Source organism: Streptomyces sp. RG80 (assembly GCF_040446465.1).
Taxonomy (GTDB): domain Bacteria; phylum Actinomycetota; class Actinomycetes; order Streptomycetales; family Streptomycetaceae; genus Streptomyces.
On record NZ_JBEAAJ010000001.1, the window covers coordinates 854,223 to 870,472 of the forward strand.

Genomic DNA, 16,250 nt, shown 5'->3' on the forward strand with positions numbered 1-16,250 from the left:
CCTCGTCGTCGTGGAAGAAGCCGTGCGAGAAGTGACCGTCAGAACAGGCGCAGCTTGTCGTCCTCGATGCCGCGCAGGGCGTCGTAGTCGAGGACCGTGCAGCCGATGCCGCGGTCGGTGGCGAGGACGCGGGCCTGGGGCTTGATCTCCTGGGCCGCGAAGACGCCGCGGACCGGGGCGAGATGAGGGTCGCGGTTCAACAGCTCGAGGTAGCGCGTGAGTTGCTCCACGCCGTCGATCTCGCCGCGCCGCTTGATCTCGACCGCGACCGTCTGGCCCTCGGCGTCCCGGCACAGGATGTCGACCGGGCCGATGGCGGTCATGTACTCGCGGCGGATCAACGTGTAGCCGTCGCCGAGGGTTTCGATGCGGTCGGCGAGCAGCTCCTGGAGGTGTGCTTCCACGCCGTCCTTGATCAGGCCGGGATCCACGCCCAGTTCGTGCGAGGAATCGTGGAGGATCTCCTCCATCGTGATGATCAGCTTCTCGCCGCCTTTGTTGACGACGGTCCAGACGCCGTCCTCGTCCCCCGCACCCTCCTTCAAAGTGCAGGGCGGCGACATCCAGTTCAGGGGCTTGTAGGCCCGGTCGTCCGCGTGGATCGACACGCTGCCGTCCGCCTTGACCAGGATGAGACGGGGGGCGGACGGGAGGTGGGCGGTGAGCCGGCCCGCGTAGTCCACGGAGCACCGGGCAATGACGAGACGCATGGTCGGCAACGCTACTCGACGGGCCTGGGTCCACGCGATTCGCCCCAGAAACGCGATGTTCGTTTGTGGCCGATTGTGTCCCTAACCAGGACTCTCTTTGTACGCGTTTTCCTGGTGCGGTCACCGTCCGTTGCTTACCGTAGTAAACGGGAGGTCGCGATGCGTGCACTCAGCGTGTTCGGATTCGCGAACTCCCTTACCTGTCCGGCAACCCCTGAATCGCTGTTCGGGGGTGCGAGAGGAGAACCCATGTCGCTCGACGTCTCACCGGCCCTACTCGAGAAGGCCGAGCGAGGCGAGGTCGACGAAGCGGAATTCGTCGACTGCGTCCGGACCTCCCTGCCCTACGCATGGGAGATGATCAGCTCCCTGGTGGCCCAGCTGAAGGTCGACGGCGGCTCGTTCGCCGACAACCAGACGCCTCCGCCGGACGAGCAGGCACGCGGTCAGCTGCTGCGTGCGCTTGCGAGTGACGCGATACGCGGCGCGCTGCAACGGCACTTCGGGGTGCGACTGGCCTTCCAGAACTGCCACCGTGTGGCGGTGTTCCCGTTGGACGGTTCGGTCGACGAGAAGCTGGCCCGCTTCACCTCGGTTCGTAGTCAGCTGCTCAACCAGTCGCCGGAGTTCCGGGACTGCTGAGTCAGCGGGTCGTCGCTTGCCGCTCCGTACGCGGGAGGTGCATTCAGTACCGGAGCGGCAAGCACGTCGGGCGCGGCACGGTTCAGCCGAGGTGGGGGAGCACCTCGGCGCCCAGCCGCCGTACGTTCTCCTCGGTCGCCGCCAGGTCTCCCGAGCCCTCCACGAGCAGGGCGAAGCGGGAGATACCGGTCCGCTCGCTGGTCGCGGCGAGCCGGTCGGCGCACAGCCGCGGAGTGCCCACCGGGTGCAGCCCGCAGAGCAGTTCGGTGTACGCCACCGGGTCGCGCATCGAGCGCTGCCGGCCGTCGACCGTCACATGGGCCTCCAGCCCCTGGCGCAACCAGCCCGGCATCGCCTTCACCAGGGTCTCCACCGCGTCCGTCCGCCGGTCCGCGATCTGGCAGACACCGGCCGAGACATGGGCCGCGTCCAGGACCTCCTCCGGCGCATACCCCGCCGCGCGCGCGTGGGTGCGCCACAGGGCGACCATCTCCGCCTTCTCCTCGTCCCCGACATGCATTCCGAGCAGCATCGGCAGCCCGCGCTCGGCGGCCAGGCGCACACTCGCCGGGGACGTGCACGCGACGACCACCTCGGGGCCGGGCTCCTCCGACAGGGACTCCGACGGACGCGGTACGACGGGCACTTCCCGGAAGTCGAAACGCCCGCCGGAGGCCCCGACCGAGGGTTCGCGCAGCCAGCGCACCAGCAGATCGAGTGATTCCGGGAACCCCGTCTCGTACGCCTCCAGGCCCGAGCCGAAGACCTCCAGGTCGACCCACGGTCCGCCGCGTCCCACGCCCAGCGAGAACCGTCCGCCGGAGGTGATGTGCAGCAGCGCGGCCTGCTCGCCCAGGGCGACCGGGTGGACGGTGGGCAGCACGCTGACCGCCGTCCCGACGCGCAGCCTGCGGGTGCGGCCGAGCAGTAACGCTGCCAGGGTGATGGCCGACGGGCAGGTGCCGTACGGCACGAAGTGGTGCTCGGCCAGCCAGACCGAGTCCAGACCCGCTTCCTCGGCCAGCTCGGCGGAGCGGACCGCGCGGTGCAGTGCCTCCCCCTGGCCCTGCCCCGGGAACTGGGCCGCCAACACGAAACTTCCAACGCGCATAGTGCTTTTCCTGCTTCCTTGGCTCCGACGCGGAGCTCCCCCACCGGGCATAACCGTCTGACACGTGCCGAGGACACGGCTTGGCGAAGAGATTTGCGGATTGTCTTCAGAATGAGTCGGCACGCAGAGGCACTTGTGGGGGTTGGTCCCCTACGCGTACCCCGCTCCGCGCCGCGTAGGCTGGACACGGCCCGTGCTTCCTGTATAGCCCCGTGAGGTGTTCTGTGTCCCCGCGTCGCAACCGACCCAAGGGAGCCGACTCGTCAGACCCGGGTGGGGACGACCGCTCGGGCCGTTACGGCGGCTTCCAGTCGACGGAGAGCTGGCAGGGCGAGGAGTGGAACGTCCGCCATGTGGCGGGGGCGAGTGCCCAGGGCAAGGCCTACCGCTGCCCGGGCTGCGACCAGTTGATCCCCGACGGTGTCCCGCACGTGGTGGCCTGGCCGGAGCACTCGGGCGTCGACGAGCGCCGGCACTGGCACAAGGCCTGCTGGAACGCGAAGGACCGCCGCACCTCGCGGGTGCAGCGGTCCCGTAACGCGCCTCGGTTCTAGGCTTTTGTCTCCCGGCCCGGGTTCTACACGTCCCGCTGGTTCAGCAGCGCCAGCGCGCCGGCGAAGGCGGCGGCCGTCACACCGATGATGATCCACAGCGGGTCCCAGCCGGACGGGCCGGACTCGGTGAGCGAGTTGGCGTAGAAGACGCTCAGCTGGTTCGGGATCGAGTACTCGAACAGGGCCTCGCGCAGGCCCGACAGCGTCTCCGCGAACATGAAGAGCGCGATGACCAGCGGGGCCAGCACGACACCGATCATGATGGTGATGGCGCCGGCCGAGTGCCGGATGATCGAGCCGATGATCAGCGAGAGCAGACCGAGCATCGCGATGTAGAACGAGATGCCGAACGTGCCCTTCAGCCATTCCTGGCCGGAGGGCTCCCGGGCGCCGGTGCCGTCCAGCAGCGCCACGTCCGCGAGAGCCACCAGCAGGGCCGACGCGAACGTGACGACGAAGGCGACCAGGAAGAACACGATGGCCTTCGCGGTCAGCACCCGGCCACGGCTCGGGCACGCGGTCATCGTGGTGCGGATCATGCCGGTGCCGTACTCGGAGGCGGTGGTCAGCACGCCGAGCGTGATGATGCACATCGAGCCGAGCAGCAGCCCGAAGAAGCCGAACGACAGCGGGTTCTCACCGGACAGGTCGGCGTCGCCGGCGCTGCTCGACACCACCACGGCGGCGAGCAGTCCGATGCCGACGACGAGCAGCACGAACACGCCCAGCGTCCACATCGTCGAGCGCACCGACCGGATCTTCGTCCACTCCGAGGCGAGCGCGTGCCCGAGATGCGTGCGCACCACCGGGATCGGCGAGGTGTACGTGGCGTACGAAGGGGCGGGCGCCGCCTGCCACTCGGGTGCGGCGGCCTGCGGCATCGGGGGCTGGGGCGTGCTCATCGGGCGTCCTCGGGCTTGGTCAGGTCGGCGGCGGGCTGCGGGGCGCTCGCGGCGGGCGCGGCGACCGGGGGCTGCGGCGCGGCCGCAGGGGCGGCAGCCGGGGCGGGCGCCGGGGCGCTCACCGGGGCGGGCGTCTGAGGCGCCTGGGGCGCCTGGGGCGCGTCCTGGGCGTACGGGTTGGGGTCGCCCGCGCCGGGGGCCGCCGGGGCGCTGTACGGGGCCGCCGGGGGCTGTCCCGCGCCGTAGGGGCCCGGTGCGCCCTGCGGCGGTGCGAAGGGCTGGCCGCCCTGCTGCGGCGGCGGGGGCGCGTACCAGCCGGGCTGCCCCTGACCGGGGACCGGCATCGGCGGCTGGGCGCCGGGCGGCAACGGCTGCTGGAGACCGGCCTTCTGGTCGGTCGTCGAGCGGTAGTCGACGGCGCCCTGGGTCATCCGCATGTACGCCTCCTCGAGCGAGGCCTGGTGCGGGGAGAGCTCCCACAGCCGTACGTCCGTGTCGTGGGCGATGTCGCTGATGCGGGGGAGCGGCAGTCCGGTGATGCGCAGCGCGCCGTCCTGCTCGGGCATGACGTGGCCCCCCGCCTCCGTCAGCGCGGACGTCAGCTTCTCGCGCAGCTGCGGGTCGGTGTCGGGGGTGCGCACGCGCGCGAAGCCCGCCGAGTTCGCGGCGATGAAGTCCTGCACGCCCATGTCGGCCAGCAGCTGTCCGCGCCCGATCACGATCAGGTGGTCGGCGGTCAGCGCCATCTCGCTCATGAGGTGCGAGGAGACGAAGACCGTACGGCCCTCCGCGGCGAGGGACTTCATCAGGTTGCGGACCCAGAGGATGCCCTCGGGGTCGAGGCCGTTGACCGGCTCGTCGAACAGCAGCACCTGGGGGTCGCCGAGCAGCGCGGCGGCGATGCCGAGCCGCTGGCCCATGCCGAGGGAGAAGCCCTTGGACCGCTTCCGCGCCACGTCCTGGAGCCCGACCACACCGAGCACCTCGTCCACCCGGCGGGCCGGGATGCCGGAGAGCTGGGCGAGGCAGAGCAGGTGGTTGCGGGCGTGCCGGCCGCCGTGCACCGCCTTGGCGTCGAGCAGCGCGCCCACCTGGCGGGGGGCGTTGGGGAGCTTGCGGTACGGGTAACCGCCGATCGTCACCTGACCCGACGTGGGGTTGTCCAGACCGAGGATCATCCGCATCGTCGTCGACTTGCCGGAGCCGTTGGGGCCCAGGAAGCCGGTGACGGCACCGGGCCGTACCTGGAAGGAAAGGTTGTACACAGCGGTCTTGTCGCCATATTGCTTGGTCAGGCCGACTGCCTCGATCATGCTCCGCACCCATCGAAAGGTTCAGGACAGCAGGGCACACGCCCCCGTAAGGGTTAGGAGCTTATCGGGGCGCTGACGGTTCCACTCAAGACCGAGCAAAGCTCCGGGGTGTCATGCGTCCCGCTTCTTCAGCAGGACATATCCTCCCGCGACCGCCGCGACCACCCACAGCACCATGATCCCGAACCCGCCCCAGGGACCGTACGGAGTGTCGTCGTCGATCGGGGTGACCACCTGCATGATCTTGCTGCCGGCCTGGTCGGGCAGGTACTGGCCGATCTTCTTGGTCGCCGAGACGTTGCCGAGGATGTTGGAGATCAGGAAGAAGAACGGCATCAGGATGCCCAGCGACAGCATCGGTGAGCGCAGCATCGTGGCCACGCCCATGGAGAACACCGCGATGAGGGTCATGTAGAGCCCGCCGCCGATGACCGCGCGCAGCACTCCCGGGTCGCCGATCTCGGCCCGGTGCGAGCCGAGCATGGCCTGCCCGAGGAAGAAGGTGACGAAGCTGGTGACGAGTCCGACGACGAGGCAGAGGCCGGCCGCCACCGCGATCTTGCTGAACAGGAAGGTGCCGCGCTGCGGTACGGCGGCCAGCGAGGTCCGGATCATGCCGGTGCTGTACTCGTTCGACACCACGAGCACCCCGAACACGATCATCACGAGCTGGCCGAGGCCCATCCCGGCGAAGCTGATGAAGGTGGGGTCGAAGGAGAGCTGGTCGTTGCGGCTCATCTTGTCGAACTCGTTCTTCGACAGAGCCGCGATCAGCATGCCGAGGGCGAGGGTGACGACCACGGCGAGGGAGAGCGTCCACACGGTGGAGGCCACCGACCGGATCTTGGTCCACTCGGACCGTACGACCTGGATCGCCGCCATGGTCAGTTCCCCTTCCAGTCGTCGCCCCACTGCTGCGCCTGCCGCGGTGGCGGCTCCTGTGCCGCGGGTGTGTCGGAGTGCGCGTGGTACTCGACCGACTCGGCGGTCAGCTGCATGAACGCCTCCTCCAGGGAGGCCTGCTGAGGGCTCAGCTCGTGCAGCACGATCTGGGCCTGCGCGGCCAGCTCCCCGATCTGCTCGGGCTTGCCGCCGTCGACCTCCAGCGTGCCGTTCCCGGTCTCCACGACCGTGATCCCGGCCCCGTGCAGCACATCGAGCAGCCGCTCGCGCTGGGGCGAGCGGATCCGGACGTACGACCGTGAGTTCTGCTCGATGAACTCGGCCATGGAGGTGTCGGCGAGCAGCCGGCCCTGTCCGATGACGACGAGGTGGTCGGCGGTCAGCGCCATCTCGCTCATGAGGTGGGAGGAGACGAAGACCGTACGGCCCTGCGCGGCCAGCGATTTCATCAGGTTGCGGATCCAGTGGATGCCCTCGGGGTCGAGCCCGTTGACCGGCTCGTCGAACATCAGGATCCGAGGGTCGCCGAGGAGCGCGCCCGCGATGCCGAGCCGCTGGCCCATGCCGAGCGAGAACCCCTTGGCCTTCTTCTTCGCCACCGCGGTCAGCCCGACGGTGTCGAGGACCTCGGCGACCCGTTTGCGGGGGACGCCGTTGCTCTGGGCGAGGCAGAGGAGGTGGTTGAAGGCGCTGCGGCCGCCGTGCATGGCCTTGGCGTCCAGCAGGGCGCCGATGTACTTCAGCGGGTCCTTGAGGTGGTCGTAGTGCTGTCCGTCGATGCGGACGTCCCCGGCGGTGGGGCGGTCGAGGCCGAGCATCATCCGCATCGTCGTGGACTTGCCGGCGCCGTTGGGCCCGAGGAAGCCCGTGACGATGCCCGGTCGGACGGTGAAGGTGAGGTTGTTGACCGCCACCTTCTCGCCGTAGCGCTTGGTCAGGCCCTCGAGCTCGATCATGCGGCCACGCTAAGACGGGCGTTCGGGGGCTGCCACTTGAGCGGGCAGGCGGAGGGCGGTGAGGGCGGCGACCCCCGTGAACGCCGTCGACCAGAGGAAGGCGTGCGAGAAGCCGCCTTCGGCGAGTACGGCGGCCAGGACGGCGGTGCCGACGGAGCCGCCGAGCTGCTGCACGATCCGGACGGTGGTGCTGCCGTGCGGGATGCGGTCGGGGCCGAGGCCCTGGTAGGCGCCGACGTTCACGGCGAGGTTGGCGGCGCTCATACCGAGGCCCCGGACGACGAGGGCGAGGGGAAGGAGGGCGGCCGCGGGGTGGGGGAGGGCGAAGGGGAGGGTGCCCAGCGCCGACAGCAGCAGGCCCGTGAGGACCACCGGGCGGGGGCCGACGCGGTCGGTGAGGGGGCCCGTCGCCCGGGACAGCAGGCTGCCCAGGCCCTGCGGCGCCAGCAGCAGCCCGGCGGCGACCACGCCCTCGCCGCGCGCCTGCTGGTAGTAGAGGGGCAGCAGGAACATCCCGCCGTACAGGGCGAGGCCGTTCAGGAACATCAGCGTCGAGGAGACGGCGAAGGCACGGTCCCGGAAGAGGCGGAGGTCGACGAGGGGTGCGGGAGAGCGCAGGGCGTGGGCGGTGAAGAGGGCGACGAGGAGGGCGCCCAGGGGGATCGACGTCGCCCGGACGGTGCCGTCCTGCGAGAGGCCGTAGACGAGCGCTGCCAGGCCGGGGGAGAGGAGCAGCAGGCCGGTCGTGTCGAGGCGGTGGGCGGTGCCGGGGCCGTCTTTCGGGATGCCGCGCCAGGCCAGGGCGAGGGCGAGCAGGCACAGGGGCAGGTTGACGTAGAAGATCCAGCGCCAGCTGAGGTGGCCGACGATCAGGCCGCCGAGGACCGGGCCGAGGATCGGGCCGAGCAGTGCGGGCAGGGTGATCACCGCCATGAGGCGGCCGAGGTCGCGGCCGCCCGCGGCCCGCATCACGAGCGTCTGGAGGACAGGGAGCAGGACCCCGCCGCCGACGCCCTGCACGATCCGGAAGACGACCAGCGAGCCGATGTTCCAGGCGAGCCCGCACAGCATCGAACCGGCGAGGAAGAGGCTCAGCGAGCCCAGCCACACGCGCCGGGCGCCGTAGCGCTCGACGGCCCAGCCGGAGACCGGGACGACCGCGGCGAGGGCGAGCAGGTAGGCCGTGCTCACCCACTGGACGCCCGTCGTGGAGGTGCGGAGGTCATGGCCGAGGGTGTGGAGGGCGAGGGAGACGATCGTGCTGTCCAGGAGCGGTGCCATGGCTCCGAGGACGAGGATGCCGGCGAGTCTGTACACGCTTGAAGGCATGGGAACTCCTTAAGAGACGCCACGTCTCTAAAGTCGACGATAGGCTTGCGCCGGTAGGAGACGCAAGGTCTCTTAAGGTCTCTTAAGGAGGCGTCCGTGGAGAACACACGGCGGCGCGGTGCCGCCCTGGAGGCCGACCTCCTCGACGCGGCCTGGGCCGAGCTCGCCGCGGTCGGCTACGCGAAGCTCACCATGGAGGGCGTCGCGGCACGCGCGCGTACCGGCAAGCAGGTCCTGTACCGGCGCTGGGGCAACCGCGCGGAGCTGGTCATCGCCGCCCTGCGGCACCGCACGGGGTCGATCGCCGACCGGGTGCCGGACACGGGGACGCTGCGCGCGGACGTACTGGAGGTGCTGCGGGCCGGAGCCGAGCGGCAGCGGCAGATCGGCCCTGACACGCTGCACGGGCTGCTGGCGGAGGCACGGGACGTGGACCCGTCCTTCTTCGGCATCATGCGGGGCGTGCTGCGGACGGTCGTCGAACGGGCCGCCGAGCGGGGCGAGATCCCGACGGCGGATCTACCCCCACGGGTCCTCACGCTCCCCGCCGACCTGCTCCGCCACGAAATCCTGCTGAGCCGGGAGCCCGTGGCTCGGGCGACACTCGAAGAGATCGTCGACGAGGTGTTCCTGCCGCTCGTCACCCGGGCACGCCAGAGGCCCGCACCTTCGGGGGAGACGGTACGGGCCTCTGAGCGCGCTACTGACTACCGGGACTGCTGAGCCGGGACCCCACGGGAGATCGGCTCGTCGTCCGTGGCCGGCGAACCGGCCGCGGCCACCGCGGCGCCCGTGAGCGTGGCGAGCATCTCGCGCACGTTCGTCAGCTGGGCGTTGATCGAGTCGCGGCGGTTGGTCAGCGCCGCGAGCTCGCGCTCGGATTCCGAACGGATGCGGTCGGCCTTGGCGTTGGCGTCGGCCACGATGTCCTCGGCCTGGCGCTGCGCCGTCTCCACCGTCTGACGGGCCCGACGCTCGGCGTCCGTGCGCAGCTTCTCGGCCTCGAGACGCAGCTGCTCCGCGCGGTGCTCGATCTCCGCGAGGCGCTTCTCGGCCTTCTGCTGACGGGACGCCAGGTCGCGCTCGGACTGCTCGCGACGCTTGGCGAGGTTCGTCTCGAAGTCCGCGGCGGCCTGGGCGGCCTTGGCGCGGGTCTCCTCGAAGAGGGCGTCGGCCTCCTCGCGCTTCTGCTGCGCGTCCTTCTGCGCCTCCTGGCGCAGCTGGGAGGAGTCGCTCTTGGCCTTCTCGACGATCCGGACGCCTTCGTCCTCGGCCTTGGCCTTGCGCTCCGCGGCGAACGACTCCGCGTCGTTACGCACCTGCTGGGCCGCCGACTCGGCGAGCTCACGGTGCTGCTCCGCCGCGCGACGGGCCTCCTCGCGCAGATCCTTGGCCTCTTCCTCGGCGAGGCGGAGGATCTTCTCGACACGCGCGCCGAGACCGGCGTACGACGGCTCGGCGTCGCTTACCTGGGCCGCGGCGTTCTGCGTCTCGAGGTGGAGCTCCTCGATGCGCTTTTCCAGAGCGGTGATGCGGGAGAGAGCGCTGTCACGGTCGGAGACGAGCTTGGAGATGCGTTCGTCCACCTGCGCGCGGTCGTACCCACGCCGCACAAGCTCGAAGCCGTAGGGGGAAGTGTCGCTCATGGGGTTCCTGTCAAATGAGACCGGTGAGGTGATAGGGGGAATCCTAGGGGCCGAAGCGGTGTGTCATCGAGCGGATACGGGTTTGATCTGGAGAATGACACCCCTTTTGAGTGGCTAACCGTTGGACGGCTTGCCAAAAACTTGGTCAAAGGCCGCAGACGGCACCGGAATTCAACCTGTCGGCCAGCCATCGGTCAGCTGTCCGTCGCCTAACTGTCTGAGGACTTGCCACCCGAACGAGGGGCGCCGACCGAGACGCCCGCCTTGACGACGCCGTCCTTGCCCGCCGCCGGGGCCTCGAAGGATTCCAACGCTTCCAGGACGTCCTGGACACGGGAGATCTCGGCGTTGATGTCCTCGCGCCGGCGCACCAGGACCTCCAGCTCCCGCTTGCCCTCCTCGACCGTGCGCCTGGCCTCGCGGATCGCCTCCGCCTTGAGCTCCTCGGCCTCCCTGATGAGCGCCGACTTCTTCTGCTCGGCCTCTTTCAGGAGCCCCTCGGCCTTCTTCACGGCGGCGATACGGACCTTGCCCGCCTCCGAGTTCGCCTCCGAGACCAGCTCCTTGGCCTTCGCCTGCGCCTTCGCCAGCTGCTCCTCGGACGCCTTGATGAGCGCGTCGCAACGGTCGCCCGTCGACTTCATCGTCTCGGCGGCCTCGCGGCGGGCCCGCTCGTGCAGATCCTCGATCTCGGCCGTGATCCGGTCGCGCAGCTCCTCGGCACGCTCCCTTATGGCGGTGGCGTCCCGGCGGGCACCGACGAGCAGCTCGTCCGCGTCCGTACGGGCCTTCTCGACCCGGGAGTTGCCCTCGACCGTCGCCTCGGAGACCAGCCGGTCGGCCTCCGTGCGGGCCGCGCCCACCATCGAGTCGGCCTGCGCCTCCGCGTCCGCGGTGGTCTTGTGGGCCTGCTGCTGCGCCTCGGTCAGCAGCTTGTCCGCCTCGGCCGTGGTCTCCGTGATGAGCGTGTCGACCTGCTCGGCCACGTCCTGACGCCGCTTGTTCGCGTCCTTGCGGGCCTCGTCCAGGGTGTGCTCGGCCTCCTCGCGCGCGGCCGCGGTGACCCGGTCGGCCTCGGCCAGGGCATCGGCCTTGACGCGCTCGGAGTCGGCGCGGACCCGCTCGGCGTGCTGCTGCGCGGAACCGACCGTGTCGGCGGCCTCGGCCCGCAGCCGCTCGGCGTCCCCGGTGGCGTCCGCGATCAGCTTCTCGGCCTTGGCGATCGCCTCGGCCCGCACGCGCTCCGCCTCGGCGACGGTCTCCTGGCGCAACCGCTCCGCCTCGGCGACCGTGTCCTGCCGCAGCCGGTCGGTGTCGGTGATCGTCTCGGTGGTGAGCCGCTCCGCCTCGTTGCGCGCCTCGGTGATGAGGGTGTCGGCCTGCGAGGCGGCGTCCGAACGGATCCGGTTGGCGTCCTCCCGGGCGTCCGCCCGGGTACGCGCCGCGGCCTGGTCCGCCTCGGCGAGGGCGTCCGAGACCTCCGTACGCACCCGCTGGGCGTGCTCGGCGGCCTCCGACCGCAGCCGCTCCGACTCCGCGATGGCGTCCCCGACGGTCCGCTCGGCGAGCGCCTTGGCGGCCTCCGACTCCTCGTTCGCCTCGCGCCGGACACGGCTCGCGTCCTCGCTGGCCCGCTCCCGCTCGGCATAGGCGTCGGAACGGACCCGGTCCGCCTCCTCCTCGGCCTCCCGACGGGTGCGGTCCGCGGCGTGCTCGGCGGCACTGCGCAGACCGGTGATCTCCTCCTGGGCCTGCTCGTGCAGCCCGGCCACCGAGTCGCGTACCTGCTGGGCGTGCTGCTCGGCCGCGGACACCATCTCCGTGGCGCGCCGGTCGGCCTCCTCGACCAGACGTACCGCCTCGGCCTGCGCGTCCTCGACCCGGCTGCGCGCCGCGGCCAGCAGCTCGTCGCTCTGCTCGCGCGCCCGCTCCCGCTCCTGGTCGGCCTCCTGACGCGCCGAACCCAGGGTCTCCTCGGCCTCACGGCGACGCCGGACGGCCTCCTCCTGGGCGGCGGCCAGCGTCTCGGACGCCTCCGTCGCCAGCCGCTCGGCGGCGGCCTGCGCCTCCGCCCGGACCCGGTCGGCGGTGTCCTGCGCCTCCGACTTCAGCCGCTCCGCCTCGGCCGCGGCCTCCGACCGCAGACGTACGGCGACGGCCTCGCCCTCGGCCCGGGACGCGGACGCGTCCGCAGCGGCCTCGGTGCGCAGCCGGTCGGCCTCGGCCTCGGCCTGCTGCTGAAGGGAGCGGATCCGCTCCGCGGCCTCGGTGCGCAGCCGGTCGGTCTCCTCGGCGGCCTCGCGGCGGATCCGCGCGGCCTCCTCACGGGCCTCCGTCAGCGCCTGCTCGGCGGCGGCCAGGCGCTCCTGGGCCTCCGTCTGGAGCCGGGTGAGCTCGTCGGCGGCCTCCGCGCGGCGGGCCTCTATGGCGCGCTCGGTCTCCTCGCGCAGCTCCAGGGCGGCCCGCTCGGCGTCGGCCTTGATGCCCTCGGACTGCTCGACGATCTCCGCGCGGTGCCGCTCGGCCTCCTGGCGGGTGCGCTCCAGGGTCTCCTCGGCCTGCCGGCGCAGCGTGGTGGCGCGCTCGATGGCCTCGGTACGGACCTTCTCGCTGTCCGTCGTGGCCGTCTGGCGCAGCTCGTCGGCGTCCGTCCTGGCCTTGGCCAGCAGCTCCTCGGCGGTCTTGGCCGCCTCCTCGATCTGCTGGACGGCCTCCTTGCGGGCCTCCGCGCGGATCTTCTCGCCCTCGGCCACCGCGTCGGCCCGCAGCTGCTCGGCCTCGCCCCGCAGCCGGCGCGCCTCCTCCTGAAGCTCGACCGTCTTGGCGCGGTACTCCTTGGTGTCGTCCTTCGCCGAGCCCTTGAGCTGCTCGGAGATGTCGTGCGCCTCGGAGCGCAGCCGATCCGCCTCGGCCTCCGCCTCGCGGCGGATCCGCTCGGCCTCCTCGGAGGCCGCCTTGGTGGTGTTCTGCGCGTCCTCCTGCGCCTTGTTGAGGACGTCCTCGGCGGTCTTGGCCGCCTTCGACAGCTGGGTCGCGCTCTCCTCGGCGGTGATCGTGCGGGCCTTCTCGGAGGCCTCCTCCACGATCCGCTCGGCCTCGGCGCGGGCGTCCGCGACGGCCTCCTCGGCGGCCGCCTTGGTCGCCTCGGCCTCCTTGGTGGCCTCGCTGACCAGCCGGGCGACCTGCTCCTTGGCCGTACGGGTGCGCTGTTCGTTCGTCGACTCGGCGCTCGCCACGGCCTTCTCGGCGGCCGACTTGGCCTCGGCGACGAGCTTCTCGGCCTCGGACTGCGCCTTGCGCAGCGCCTCCTCGGCCTCCGCCATCCGCTCCTCGGCGGCACGGCTCAGCTCGGTCGCCTGACGGCGGGCGCTGTCCGACTCGGTCGCCGTGGAGTTGCGCAGCTGCTCGGCGTGGTCGGTGGCCTCCTGCGCCTGGGTGGACGCGGCGTTGAGCAGCCGCTCGGCGTCCGTGCGGGCGCGGCGCAGCAACTGCTCGGCCTCGCTGCGAGCCGCCTCGGCCTCGCTCTGGAGCCGCTGCCTGGCCTCGGCGGCGACCCGCTCGGCCTCGGCGCGGGCCGCGGCCATGGCCTGCTCGGCCTCCGCGCGGGACTCCTCCAGGAGCCGACGGGCCTGCGCCTCGCTGCGGGCGCGCAGCTGCTCGGCCCACGCCACGTTCTCGTTGACGTGCGACTCGACGGTCTGCCGGCGCTCGGCGAGCTCCTGGTCCAGCTGCTGGCGACGGGTGACCGCCTCCTGGTGCAGCTCCGCCTGGAGCCGCGCCGCGTTCTCGGCGTGCTCCTGGAGGATGCGCTGGGTCTGCGCCCTCGCCTGGCTCAGCTCGCGCTCGGCGTCCTGGCGCAGCTGATCGGCCTGGATCTGGGCGTTGCGGAGCATCTGTTCGGCCTGATAGCCGATGTCGCCGCCGTCGTAGGACGGTCGGGACATGAGGGTGCGCCGCGCCTCGTGCAACTTGGCGCGCAGCACCTCGACCTGGTAGCCGAGGTCCTCGGCGTGCTGGATCGCCTTCTCCCGCTCGGTCTTCAGCCGATCCATCTCGGCCTCGAACCGAGAGAGATGGTCGACGTCAGCCGCCGGCACTCGCTCCTGGCTTTCGTAGCCCCGCACTGCGCGGTCCCATCCGTCCCCTGGTCGCATGTCTGGCCAAACGAGCTCCGTCCGTCCTCCGAACGGGGCCCCCGGGGAATGGTGTCAGATCAACGGCGGAGCATGGGCTTCAGCCCCGACGCTCGTCCCCCGCAAACCCGGACCCCGGCGCGGTCCTGCCGAAAGAGCAGGACCCGGTCGCCCTGGGTGGAGCGGCGACCGCCCCCAACCCTACCGGCCCATATGTACGGGGGTCAGTGCTCAGGTGACTCAACAGGCGCCGAAGTGACCAGTTCTGTCAGTACGCCATGGCAATCCTTGGGGTGCAGGAAGGTGATCCGTGACCCCATGGAGCCGCGTCGCGGCTCCTCGTACAGAACGCGTACGCCCTTGTCGCGGATGTCGGCGGACTCGGCGTCCACATCGGCCGTACCGAAAGCGATGTGGTGCACGCCCTCGCCGTTCTTGGCGAGCCACTTCGCGACGGTGGAGTCCTCGCGGGTCGGCTCCAGAAGCTGCAGGTAGGAGGCCCCGCCGTCGGAAGTGTCGTTGATCTTGAGCATGGCCTCGCGCACGCCCTGCTCCTCGTTGACCTCGGAGTGGTGGACCTCGAAGCCGTACGTGGCCCGGTAGAACTCGACGGTCTTGTCGAGGTCGAAACAGGCGATCCCGATGTGGTCGATTCGCGTCAGCATGGAACTCAGTGCAGCGCTCCTGGGGTGGTTACGCAACGTGCGCGCGATCACACCGACGGCCCGGTGACGGCACGGAGTGCCACTCAGTACATTCGAAGTAAACCCTCGTTCACTCCTCAGCTGTGCAGCTGAAAGGGGATCGCACCTCATGTCTGGTTCGAACAGCACGACGTCCGTCATCGTCGCGGGTGCCCGCACCCCGATGGGGCGGTTGCTCGGCTCCCTGAAGTCCTTCTCCGGAGCCGACCTCGGCGGCTTCGCGATCAAGGCCGCCCTCGACCGTGCGGGGATCGGCGGCGACCAGGTGCAGTACGTGATCATGGGCCAGGTGCTCCAGGCCGGGGCGGGCCAGATCCCGGCGCGCCAGGCCGCGGTCAAGGCCGGCATCCCGATGGGCGTCCCCGCGCTCACCATCAACAAGGTCTGTCTGTCGGGCCTCGACGCCATCGCGCTGGCCGACCAGCTGATCCGCGCGGGCGAGTTCGACGTGATCGTCGCCGGTGGCCAGGAGTCCATGACCAACGCTCCCCACCTGCTCCCGAAGTCCCGCGAGGGCTTCAAGTACGGCGCCATCGAGATGCTCGACGCCATGGCCCACGACGGACTGACCGACCCCTGGGAGAACATCCCCATGGGCGAGTCGACCGAGAAGCACAACACCCGCCTCGGCATCCAGCGCGCCGCGCAGGACGAGGTCGCCGCCCTGTCCCACCAGCGGGCCGCGGCCGCCCAGAAGAACGGCGTCTTCGAGGCCGAGATCACCCCGATCGAGATTCCGCAGCGCAAGGGCGAGCCGGTCGTCTTCAGCAAGGACGAGGGCATCCGCGCGGAGACGACCGCGGAGTCCCTGGGCAAGCTGCGCCCCGCCTTCACCCGCGACGGCACGATCACGGCGGGCACGTCCTCGCAGATCTCCGACGGTGCCGCCGCCGTGGTCGTGATGAGCAAGACCAAGGCACAGGAGCTCGGCCTGGAGTGGATCGCCGAGATCGGCGCCCACGGCAACGTGGCCGGACCGGACAACTCCCTCCAGTCCCAGCCGTCCAACGCCATCCTCCACGCCCTGAAGAAGGAGGGCCTGGACGTCTCCGACCTCGACCTGATCGAGATCAACGAGGCCTTCGCCGCCGTCGCGGTCCAGTCAATGAAGGACCTCGGCGTGTCCTCCGAAACGGTGAACGTCAACGGTGGTGCCATCGCCCTGGGCCACCCGATCGGCATGTCCGGCGCCCGTCTGGTGCTGCACCTGGCGCTGGAGCTGAAGCGGCGCGGCGGTGGTGTCGGCGCGGCCGCGCTGTGCGGTGGCGGCGGTCAGGGTGACGCGCTCATCGTGCGGGTACCCAAGGTCTGAGAATCGTCGCGTTTTTCTAGCTGAACGGAGCTGTG

14 protein-coding genes and 1 pseudogene are annotated in these 16,250 nt (G+C 70.8%); 5 read left to right on the plus strand and 10 right to left on the minus strand.

The genetic code is table 11. The annotated features are described in order from the left end of the window. Positions 1 to 38 precede the first annotated feature (38 nt). A complete protein-coding gene (gene nucS / locus ABKA17_RS03975) occupies positions 39 to 710 on the minus strand; it encodes an endonuclease NucS (protein WP_353690394.1) in 672 nt (223 codons plus the stop codon). A gap of 249 nt (positions 711 to 959) precedes the next feature. Here nucS and ABKA17_RS03980 point away from each other — a divergent pair, with 249 nt between their 5' ends. Next, positions 960 to 1,352: an SCO5389 family protein gene (locus tag ABKA17_RS03980; RefSeq protein ID WP_353690395.1), complete on the plus strand. Its 393-nt coding sequence runs from the start codon at positions 960 to 962 to the stop codon at positions 1,350 to 1,352. An 82-nt stretch (positions 1,353 to 1,434) separates the two neighbouring features. Here the strand turns inward: ABKA17_RS03980 and ABKA17_RS03985 are convergent, their stop codons facing one another. Further along, positions 1,435 to 2,463, minus strand: coding sequence for an LLM class flavin-dependent oxidoreductase (locus tag ABKA17_RS03985; RefSeq protein WP_353690396.1), 1,029 nt, complete (start codon positions 2,461 to 2,463; stop codon positions 1,435 to 1,437). A 224-nt stretch (positions 2,464 to 2,687) separates the two neighbouring features. Between ABKA17_RS03985 and ABKA17_RS03990 the strand changes: the two genes are divergently transcribed. Continuing rightward, positions 2,688 to 3,017, plus strand: a complete 330-nt coding sequence (locus ABKA17_RS03990; RefSeq protein WP_353690397.1) for an Rv1322 family protein — start codon at positions 2,688 to 2,690, stop codon at positions 3,015 to 3,017. Between the two features lie 23 nt (positions 3,018 to 3,040). On the opposite strand, the gene ABKA17_RS03995 is transcribed toward ABKA17_RS03990, so the two are convergent. The 5 genes from ABKA17_RS03995 to ABKA17_RS04015 form a co-directional block, all read right to left on the minus strand. Then, the gene (locus tag ABKA17_RS03995) at positions 3,041 to 3,919 is read right to left on the minus strand and encodes an ABC transporter permease (RefSeq protein WP_353690398.1); all 879 of its coding nucleotides are present in this window, start codon (positions 3,917 to 3,919) and stop codon (positions 3,041 to 3,043) included. Next, positions 3,916 to 5,232, minus strand: a complete 1,317-nt coding sequence (locus ABKA17_RS04000; RefSeq protein ID WP_353690399.1) for an ABC transporter ATP-binding protein — start codon at positions 5,230 to 5,232, stop codon at positions 3,916 to 3,918. Before ABKA17_RS04000 ends, ABKA17_RS03995 begins: the two co-directional genes overlap by 4 nt. Before the next feature lie 111 nt (positions 5,233 to 5,343). Then, positions 5,344 to 6,114, minus strand: a complete 771-nt coding sequence (locus tag ABKA17_RS04005; protein WP_353690400.1) for an ABC transporter permease — start codon at positions 6,112 to 6,114, stop codon at positions 5,344 to 5,346. Positions 6,115 to 6,116: 2 nt separating this feature from the next. Beyond that, a complete protein-coding gene (locus tag ABKA17_RS04010; protein ID WP_353690401.1) occupies positions 6,117 to 7,091 on the minus strand; it encodes an ABC transporter ATP-binding protein in 975 nt (324 codons plus the stop codon). A gap of 9 nt (positions 7,092 to 7,100) precedes the next feature. Continuing rightward, the gene (locus tag ABKA17_RS04015; RefSeq protein ID WP_353690402.1) at positions 7,101 to 8,420 is read right to left on the minus strand and encodes an MDR family MFS transporter; all 1,320 of its coding nucleotides are present in this window, start codon (positions 8,418 to 8,420) and stop codon (positions 7,101 to 7,103) included. Positions 8,421 to 8,516: 96 nt separating this feature from the next. On the opposite strand from ABKA17_RS04015, the gene ABKA17_RS04020 reads away from it, so the two are divergent. Next, a complete protein-coding gene (locus ABKA17_RS04020) occupies positions 8,517 to 9,143 on the plus strand; it encodes a TetR/AcrR family transcriptional regulator (RefSeq protein WP_353690403.1) in 627 nt (208 codons plus the stop codon). Here ABKA17_RS04020 and ABKA17_RS04025 read toward each other — a convergent pair. Next, the gene (locus ABKA17_RS04025; RefSeq protein ID WP_353690404.1) at positions 9,128 to 10,066 is read right to left on the minus strand and encodes a coiled-coil domain-containing protein; all 939 of its coding nucleotides are present in this window, start codon (positions 10,064 to 10,066) and stop codon (positions 9,128 to 9,130) included. The two genes, ABKA17_RS04020 and ABKA17_RS04025, sit on opposite strands and share 16 nt — an antisense overlap. Before the next feature lie 209 nt (positions 10,067 to 10,275). Next, complete coding sequence (scy, locus tag ABKA17_RS04030; protein WP_353690405.1) at positions 10,276 to 14,190, minus strand: polarized growth protein Scy; 3,915 nt, start codon at positions 14,188 to 14,190, stop codon at positions 10,276 to 10,278. Between scy and ABKA17_RS04035 the strand changes: the two are divergent. After that, positions 14,172 to 14,438, plus strand: a pseudogene (locus tag ABKA17_RS04035) (hypothetical protein); the annotation flags it as partial. The gene scy and the pseudogene ABKA17_RS04035 sit on opposite strands and share 19 nt — an antisense overlap. Here ABKA17_RS04035 and mce read toward each other — a convergent pair. Beyond that, positions 14,424 to 14,864 (minus strand): methylmalonyl-CoA epimerase, encoded by a 441-nt coding sequence (gene mce / locus ABKA17_RS04040; protein WP_353690406.1) that lies wholly within the window; start codon positions 14,862 to 14,864, stop codon positions 14,424 to 14,426. The pseudogene ABKA17_RS04035 and the gene mce overlap by 15 nt on opposite strands. A 148-nt stretch (positions 14,865 to 15,012) precedes the next feature. Between mce and ABKA17_RS04045 the strand changes: the two genes are divergently transcribed. Next, entirely contained in the window at positions 15,013 to 16,215 is a 1,203-nt protein-coding gene (locus tag ABKA17_RS04045; protein WP_353690407.1) for an acetyl-CoA C-acetyltransferase, read from the plus strand. Positions 16,216 to 16,250: the final 35 nt, after the last annotated feature.